The organism is Microcoleus sp. B6-A1 (assembly GCF_036705085.1).
GTDB lineage: Bacteria > Cyanobacteriota > Cyanobacteriia > Cyanobacteriales > Microcoleaceae > Microcoleus.
The window spans coordinates 189,147-196,948 of sequence record NZ_JAUBTU010000001.1 but is presented as its reverse complement, the minus strand read 5'-3'; the positions used below and the strand labels follow the sequence as shown (position 1 = coordinate 196,948).

Genomic DNA, 7,802 nt, shown 5'->3' with positions numbered 1-7,802 from the left:
AATACTTGGGCTGATGTCATCAACCGCGCTAACTTGGGTATGGAAGTAATGCACGAGCGCAATGCTCACAACTTCCCTCTCGACTTGGCTGCTAGTGAAACAACTCCTGTAGCTTTGGTTGCTCCTTCTATCAATGGCTAAGTTTTAGCTTTTGATTGACAAATAGCGCTCCTAGAAATAGGGGCGCTTTTTGTTTGGGGAAAATCTAATTTAACACTACTAATGCTTTGCAAAAGTTGGCTTACAGTTTACCTAAATAAATTTTTATCTGACCCTTTATGGACAACGACAAAAATTATTGAGATAGTTATAGAGTTCGCGAAATAAGGGACATTTTTTCTGGACTTCATTTGGATCGATTTCCCTCAATAGCAAAGGTGTATGATCTCCTTTAGAAAAGCGTGCTTTATCGCGATCGACCTCATCTTGAACACTTGACTCAATTAAAGCTTTTGATCGTTTTTCTCGACAGCAATCTCTTTGAGGAGCATATTCACTAAATGATTCGGGATTCTCAAAAGAAACTTTTTTTTCTGTACTCAGCCACCAACACATACGTTTATGTCTGGCTCTAAAATCTGAATGTTTAGCTATTGAATTATTCCAATCAGCAATAATCCAAGCTTCGATTTCCGGCGCGGCAAACCCAACAAATTTTTCGATTTCAGCACATTCGGGTATTTTTGATAACTCTGTCAATATTTTTGATTTTTGTATCTGAGAATCACGACAATCCAAATCATCGAAAACTAAAATTAAGTCGCATTTATTTGGTTCTGCTTTTAAGGCAATAGGCAATTCTTGCTTGATTTGTTCGATTAAACTTTTACCTGTTCTGCCGTAACTACTTGCCTTATTAGCTTTAGGGCCAGGTTTTTGACGAACTGGTGTTTTTCGTTCAAATCTACAGCCCGGAAAAGTTTTTTCTAAAAAAGGAAAGAATCCTCTAACCTCAGCCTCACCGCCACCAGAGAAAACCCACACTACCACGGCCATCCTCCAATGCTTGGATCGCCAACACGGTATAAGTCGCCCAATTGCCATCCCTCTTCAAGTTTTGGCTCCAGCAGTTCTTTTGAAAGAGATTTGACTGAGAAATACGTTCTGTTTTCGGGATAAAAACAAAGAACATTCTCTAAACGATCGGTAAAGTGATCTAAAAGGTCGGGACTATGTGTGGTAATAATTATCTGAGTTCTGGTGGCAGCTTTTTTAATCCACTCAGCTAAAATTGGCATCCACGAGACGTGCAATCCTAATTCAGGTTCATCAATGACTATCAAAGAAGGAAGGAGTGGAGAATGTAATATAGTTGCCCAACAAAGCATCCTGACAGTTCCATCCGACATTTCATTTAGGTAGAATGCTTCATCATCAATACCTTCAAAATACCATTCTACAGTGAGAGATAGGCGACCAGAAGGTAAAGCTCTAAGGCGACGAGTTTTTGGCAGGATGGACTTCATTGCCTCGTTAATGCTATCTTCAAAATTGATAGATTTTTGGTTTAAATTGTACAAGACTAAAGGCAGATTATCTCCCGATGCAGATAAGTAAATATCACTTCCACCTATTTTAGGTTCGGCGGTTCTAATTGAATTCAAATTCATGTTATTGGCATTATAAAAATGCCATTTTGAAATAAATTCAATTAATTCTCTTCTAATTTTGTAAATAGGTGTAGTTTCTGGTGGTAATAGACTATTTTCAAGCAGTGTCGGAATTGTCAACAAACCAAAAGAATTGGTAGGAATGTTATCTAAAGGTTCAAACTGAGTTGGCTCTTGACCGAGAGACTTGTAAACAGATAAAACTCCTTGCCCTAATTCTCTGTTATGCAATTTATAGTAATAGAAAGGTTGCCTGCTGGAAGTTTCCTGCAAATCTTCTCCGCCATATAGATATTCTTCAGAGATGCTCGCCCTTACTTTTTCTCGATCGGTATAAAGTTTGAAATCAAGAATTGCGCTGTCTTTTTGAAGATTACCACTTTGGTTAATTTGCGAAAAACAGTAGGCCATACTGACCTTTGCCGGACTTTCAACATTGACATCTAAGATTTTATCACCGCCAAATTTAGAAATAGCATCCTCAAAACTACTCACGCCGCGATTTTCATCGGGAATAGCTATTAGGCAATCTTTTAAAAATTTTAAACAACTGATAAAATTGCTTTTGCCTGAACCGTTTGAGCCGATAAATATATTAAGGTTGTTTAAATTTACAGATGGATCTAAGTGTAGATTTTTATAATTCTTGGTTGTCAAAAATCGAAGAATTGGTTGATTCATACGATCGCTCCGGTTATACTTCAGAAAGGTTAGGGCAGGCAAGATGCCTACCCTACAATAATTTAAAATTTGCACCTACAGCTAATAGCCGATCGCCCAATCTAAAAATTAAAAGGTGAAAAATTAATTTTTCACCTTTTAACTCTCGATTTTCAAATTACCCGTTACTGAACAAACTTCTTGAATGCCAGAGTCACGTTGTGGCCGCCAAATCCAAAAGAATTCGACAGCGCCACATCAACTTTTAGATCGCGGCTTGTATGAGGAACATAGTCCAAATCGCACTCAGGATCGGGATTTTCCAGATTAATTGTCGGCGCGATTTTGTCATTGGCGATCGACATTACCGTCGCCACCGCCTCAATGCCCCCAGAACCGCCCAAAAGATGGCCGGTCATCGACTTGGTAGAACTAATTGCTACTTTGTAAGCGTGGTCTCCCAAAGTCTGCTTAATCGCTTTTGTTTCAGTAGAATCGTTGGGAAGCGTGCTCGTACCGTGAGCGTTGATATAGCTCACTTGATCCGGCGTCAAACCCCCATCCTTGAGCGCTAAAGCCATCGCGCGCGACGCACCGTTCCCCCCCGGTACTGGAGAAGTCATGTGATACGCATCGCAAGTTAAACCGTAGCCGACGATTTCTGCGTAAATCTTCGCGCCACGCGCCAGAGCGTGTTCCATTTCTTCTAGAATCAGAATGCCAGCACCTTCGCCGACGACAAAACCATCCCGATCGCGATCGAACGGACGAGAAGCATGAGTCGGGTCATCATTGCGAGTCGAAAGCGCCCTCGCCGCAGCAAAACCCGCCACGCACAAAGGTGTCACCGCAGCTTCTGTACCGCCACAAATCATTGCTTGGGCGTAACCCCCCTGAACTAAGCGAAACGCATCGCCCACGGCATTTGACCCGGCAGCGCAGGCCGTCACCGTACAAGAGTTTGGCCCTTTAGCGCCCGTGTGAATCGCCGTCAGGCCCGCGGCCATATTCGCAATCATCATGGGAATCATAAACGGGCTGCATCGATCGGGGCCGCGATTCAGATATATCTCTTGCTGGTCTTCTAAAACCTTCAGGCCACCAATGCCAGTGCCAAGAATGACACCCACCTGTTCTGCGTTCAGGTCGTTAATCTCAAACTTCGCATCAGCAAGAGCTTGTTTGCTCGCTGATACCCCAAATTGAGCAAAGCGATCCATCCGCTTTGCTTCCTTGCGCTCTAAATAGTCGTGTGGGTCGTAACCCTTCACCTCTGCGGCAAAGCGGCAGTCGTGCCGCGACGGGTCGAATAAGGTGATCGGGCCTATACCATTCTTCCCGGCAAGCAACCCGTCCCAATATTCAGACAAGGTATTGCCGATCGGTGTAATCGCGCCGAGACCCGTGATAACAACGCGCTTACGCTCTAAATTTGTCATGATTTCAGTTTCAAAAAATTAAACACCCAGAACGCAGAACAAAAGAGGAGTTTCCAGTTTTCTAACTTCTCTCCTCTTAGGGGAAAAGACAGGTATTTTATGCTTTTGGAGCTGCAAGTTGGCTGCTGATGTAATCTACACAAGCTTGAACCGTAGTAATTCCTTCGGCTGCTTCGTCGGGAATTTCAATATCAAACTCTTCTTCCAAGGCCATGACCAGCTCTACTGTATCTAAGGAATCTGCTCCTAAATCGTTAGCAAAGTTGGCTTCGGGCTTGACTTCGCTCAGCTCGACTTCCAGTTGCTCTTTCACAATTTTCTGGACTCTAGTCAAAATGTCGTCTTGGCTCATAACATCGTGTCCTCATTGGTTGCTGCGTATCTAATCTTATCCGAAAGGGGGATCTGCAGGACAAAGGCTGGCCGCTTTTCTAAGTGACACGGGCCAGGGACAATTGGGACACGGACGATCGCAGCAACCCTACGACTAAGGAAAAAACCCATAGCCCACAATCAATCATCTCGTTTAGCAACCTGATAACGTTGAGGAACCGGAATTTTGGGTCGATGGTGCGTCAATCGATTTTAGATTTTAGATTTTAGATTTTAGATTGAAGCTAGGACTTGCGCGAGATAAATTCGGAGGGCAAGTTTCTCGGATACAGGTTTTTTATTTCACCGGTCCTGAGTCTGCTTTCGGAATGAATCACGTGGCGGGTATCCTGGATGCTTGATTGTCAGTCTTCAACTCAAAATGCTTGAGAAAAGCTGACAATTGGCTCCTAGCTAGGCGGTGATACGTTAATTATAAAGAGGGAAAACTAAGCAGGAAGCCTCCCGACTTCGATCGCTCAAGTTTCTTGTCCCGAACCTTGTGTCCCCTGCAGAAACAATTATGCCATCCCCAAATCTCAAATATGCTTACTTTCCCGGTTGCGTTCCCCAAGGGGCGGCCCGTGAACTTTACCTGTCTACCCAAGCGCTGACTCAAGCGTTGGGGATTGAACTGGTGGAACTAAAGAAAGCTTCCTGCTGCGGTTCTGGCACTTTCAAGGAAGATTCGCAGTTACTCGAAGATACTGTCAACGCTCGCAATATTGCTTTGGCTGAGGAACTGAATCTGCCTTTGCTGACGCATTGCAGCACTTGTCAAGGGGTAATCGGTCATGTGGACGATCGCCTCAAGGAATCTCAGAAAACCGATCCCAACTACATAGAAAAAGTCAACGGTTTACTGGAAAAACAAGGCTGTTCGCCTTACAAAGGCAGTACCGAGGTGAAACATCTGTTGTGGGCGATCGTTGCAGATTACGGGCTCGACGAGGTGCAGAAGCGAGTCACCCGCAAGCTTTCGGGTTTGAAGTGCGCGTCTTTTTACGGGTGCTACCTGCTGCGAGCTCAGGATAAGCTGCTTTACGATGACCCGCACCAACCGGAATCGATGGAAAATGTGTTTCGGGCGATCGGGGCAACTCCGGTTTATTATCGAGGGCGGACGCAGTGCTGCGGCTGGCCGTTGGCGAGTTATGCCACTAACCAATCTTTTCAGATGGCAGGCAAACATATTCAAGATGCTCTTGACAATGGGGCTGATTGTATGGTAACACCTTGTCCGCTTTGTCATTTAAATTTGGATTCCCGGCAGCCGGAGGTGGAAAAAGTAATCGGGCGCAAATTGGGTTTGCCGGTGCTGCATTTACCGCAATTGGTGGCTTTGGCTTTGGGTGTGGAACCGAAAAAACTAGGACTCGATCGACATATTGTTTCAACTAAGCCCGTGTTAGAAAAATTAGGCTTTTAGTCGATCGATTTGCGCGGGTTTGTAGTAAGGGCTTTAGTCCTTTCTCATTTCAAATCCCGTTAGATCGGAATTATACCCGAGTGCTAGCGGAAGGCTCGATCGCGCTTATACACTCTTGAGTTGATAGAAGATACCGTCCACAATATCAGTCCTGGACGCACACATACCAAAGAAACCGGGTTTTTTACCGAATCTGCGGGTCACAACCTTTGTTTTTTCGTAAAAAAACCCGGTTTCTGATCCCCGGTGGGTAAGTCCTAAATTTGTCCTTTTGTCCCCAGAGGTGGTCTAGTCTTCTTCTTGTGGGGCAGCAATAGCGCTGGGGAGTTCTCACTCTTTGTCGGTTAAGTTGCTCGACAATGCCATTTATTGGTGATCTTAGCTCGTCATCAGAGATCCCAAATAGGTTCTTTAAGCTATTGACACCACCAAGAGATGAAGCGGTCTAACGGCCAGGGCTTCAGCGAACGGCGTTGCACGGCGGTTAGACCACTGATAACCTATGCCTCAGTTCCGTTGCCAGCCCTTGTGAGACTGCGATTGCTAGACCGCATACCGTAGCCCGGATCTACACTCAAAAGCAAGTGTGGGGCTGGTAGGTTAATATGCAAATCACAGAAATTGTATACAATTACACAAAATAGTTTTTTAAGACTTCCTCACTGCCTAGCTATTGACAAGGAGTAAACAATGAAACGAAACCCAGTAAATCTCACACGTTCGGTATTCCTATGGGCAATGCTAGGAATCATGTGTGGTTTGTTTGGTGCAAGTTATTGGATATTTTTGTCTTACATGATGGTGGGATTTGAATATTTTAGTGGACATTCTCTACTAATCATCATGCCGCTTGCGGGTTTACTCATCGGTTTGCTCATTCATTGGCTGGGAAATCCTGGCGAAATAGGGTTGATTATTGACAATATTCATCTCAATGGTGGGCGGTTACCAATGAACGAGAATCCTTCGATGATTCTGTCGTCGCTAATCAGTATTGCAAGTGGAGGCAGTGCGGGTCCAGAAGCACCAATGGTGCAAGTAACAGGTTCAATTGGTACGTGGTTAGCCGATCGCTTTCAATTGCGCGGAGAGGCACTACGAACTTTGAGTATTGCTGGCATGGCATCTGGTTTTACAGTTTTGTTCGGTGCTCCTTTGGGTGGTACTTTTTTTGCTTTAGAAATCCTGCATCATCAGAATGTTGTGGAGTATTTTGAAGCAATCTTGCCTGCGGTCGTGGCAAGTTGTGCAAGTTACACCATTTTTGTAGCAATTACCCAGCTAGGAATTGGTCCTACCTGGCATTTTCCTCAATACAATGTGGACAGCCTTTATGACTTTGGCGCAGCGATTGCTTATGGAATCGTAGGTGCGCTCATGGGGTGGCTTTTTATCGCTATATTTCGCGGTGTAGGTCGCTTGTTTGATGCCATACCCAGTCCAATCTATGTGCGGACTACTTTAGCAGGGCTAGGACTTGGTGTTTTATCAGCTTTATTTCCGCTCACTCGTTTCTTTGGTGAACATCAAATTGAAAAAATTGTTGAGGGAAACTTTCCTTTGGAATTTCTCTTGATTTTAGTTATTGCTAAAGTGTTTGCCATTAGTACGACCGTAAATGGAGGCTGGCGGGGAGGGATTATCATCCCACTGTTTTTTATAGGAGCCTGTTTAGGAAAGGCAATCGCTATCATTAATCCCGCATCCAACGAGACTTTGGCAATGATTTGTGTAATGGCTGCTCTGAATTCAACAGTTACTCGAACTCCAATTAGTACAACTCTGCTACTGGCAAAATTGACAGGATTTAGCACTTTTACACCGATTCTCTTCGCTAGTCTCGTGGGCTTCTTCTTGGCTCCCCGATCTCCCTTCATTAGCTCACAGCGTAAAGTGGATTAACCAAACGGCTAGAATTCCTCTAATAGCTCGGTGTAGCGGTGAAAAATAGGTGCATTTTGCGAGTGTCGAGTCTAAAGGCTTCTGCCATTACAAATGCACCAATGGCATCAAACAACATCTAGCCGTTGATACCAGTCAGCCTGCCGTTTTTTACCCATTGCACAAAAGCCAGTGGGTCCGATGACTGTGGCTTGATTGAAATGTTGAGTCACAACCTCGATTATTTTCACACTGTGACCCGTCAATATTCCGAAGATTACCATTCTGCAAGGGTAAGGGGTATCACCCGGATAAGATCATCGCAGTTTGGTCAAGAACTTTGAGCCCACTCTCACCAATCCTACTGCCAAACTCAATTTGTATTTCATCAGGGTGATGCTGAAACGGTTG

At 44.5% G+C, this 7,802-nt stretch carries 6 protein-coding genes and 1 pseudogene; 3 read left to right on the top strand and 4 right to left on the bottom strand.

The features are described from left to right. Positions 1 to 141 (top strand): annotated as a pseudogene (locus QUB11_RS00775) (photosystem II q(b) protein); the annotation flags it as partial. 135 nt (positions 142 to 276) lie between these two features. On the opposite strand, the gene QUB11_RS00770 reads toward QUB11_RS00775, so the two are convergent. From QUB11_RS00770 to acpP, 4 genes are all read right to left on the bottom strand, one after another. Then, a complete protein-coding gene (locus QUB11_RS00770) occupies positions 277 to 996 on the bottom strand; it encodes a DUF4276 family protein (RefSeq protein WP_333389418.1) in 720 nt (239 codons plus the stop codon). Further along, positions 984 to 2,291, bottom strand: coding sequence for an AAA family ATPase (locus tag QUB11_RS00765; protein WP_333389417.1), 1,308 nt, complete (start codon positions 2,289 to 2,291; stop codon positions 984 to 986). The genes QUB11_RS00770 and QUB11_RS00765 overlap by 13 nt, the downstream gene beginning before the upstream one ends. A gap of 164 nt (positions 2,292 to 2,455) precedes the next feature. Further along, a complete protein-coding gene (gene fabF / locus QUB11_RS00760; RefSeq protein WP_333389415.1) occupies positions 2,456 to 3,709 on the bottom strand; it encodes a beta-ketoacyl-ACP synthase II in 1,254 nt (417 codons plus the stop codon). A gap of 97 nt (positions 3,710 to 3,806) precedes the next feature. Continuing rightward, complete coding sequence (gene acpP / locus QUB11_RS00755) at positions 3,807 to 4,061, bottom strand: acyl carrier protein (protein WP_333141880.1); 255 nt, start codon at positions 4,059 to 4,061, stop codon at positions 3,807 to 3,809. 543 nt (positions 4,062 to 4,604) lie between these two features. Here acpP and QUB11_RS00750 point away from each other — a divergent pair. Continuing rightward, positions 4,605 to 5,510, top strand: coding sequence for a CoB--CoM heterodisulfide reductase iron-sulfur subunit B family protein (locus tag QUB11_RS00750; RefSeq protein ID WP_333198851.1), 906 nt, complete (start codon positions 4,605 to 4,607; stop codon positions 5,508 to 5,510). Between the two features lie 690 nt (positions 5,511 to 6,200). Next, positions 6,201 to 7,412 carry a chloride channel protein gene (locus QUB11_RS00745; RefSeq protein ID WP_333389414.1) on the top strand — a complete coding sequence of 404 codons (1,212 nt, stop codon included), beginning with the start codon at positions 6,201 to 6,203 and terminating at the stop codon, positions 7,410 to 7,412. Positions 7,413 to 7,802 lie beyond the last annotated feature (390 nt).

What these genes read in the sequence shown, in the direction of transcription:
- QUB11_RS00770 (WP_333389418.1), bottom strand. Translation starts at nt 996, where the DNA reads ATGGCCGTGGTAGTGTGGGTTTTCTCTGGTGGCGGTGAGGCTGAGGTT.
- QUB11_RS00765 (WP_333389417.1), bottom strand. Translation starts at nt 2,291, where the DNA reads ATGAATCAACCAATTCTTCGATTTTTGACAACCAAGAATTATAAAAAT.
- fabF (WP_333389415.1), bottom strand. Translation starts at nt 3,709, where the DNA reads ATGACAAATTTAGAGCGTAAGCGCGTTGTTATCACGGGTCTCGGCGCG.
- acpP (WP_333141880.1), bottom strand. Translation starts at nt 4,061, where the DNA reads ATGAGCCAAGACGACATTTTGACTAGAGTCCAGAAAATTGTGAAAGAG.
- QUB11_RS00750 (WP_333198851.1), top strand. Translation starts at nt 4,605, where the DNA reads ATGCCATCCCCAAATCTCAAATATGCTTACTTTCCCGGTTGCGTTCCC.
- QUB11_RS00745 (WP_333389414.1), top strand. Translation starts at nt 6,201, where the DNA reads ATGAAACGAAACCCAGTAAATCTCACACGTTCGGTATTCCTATGGGCA.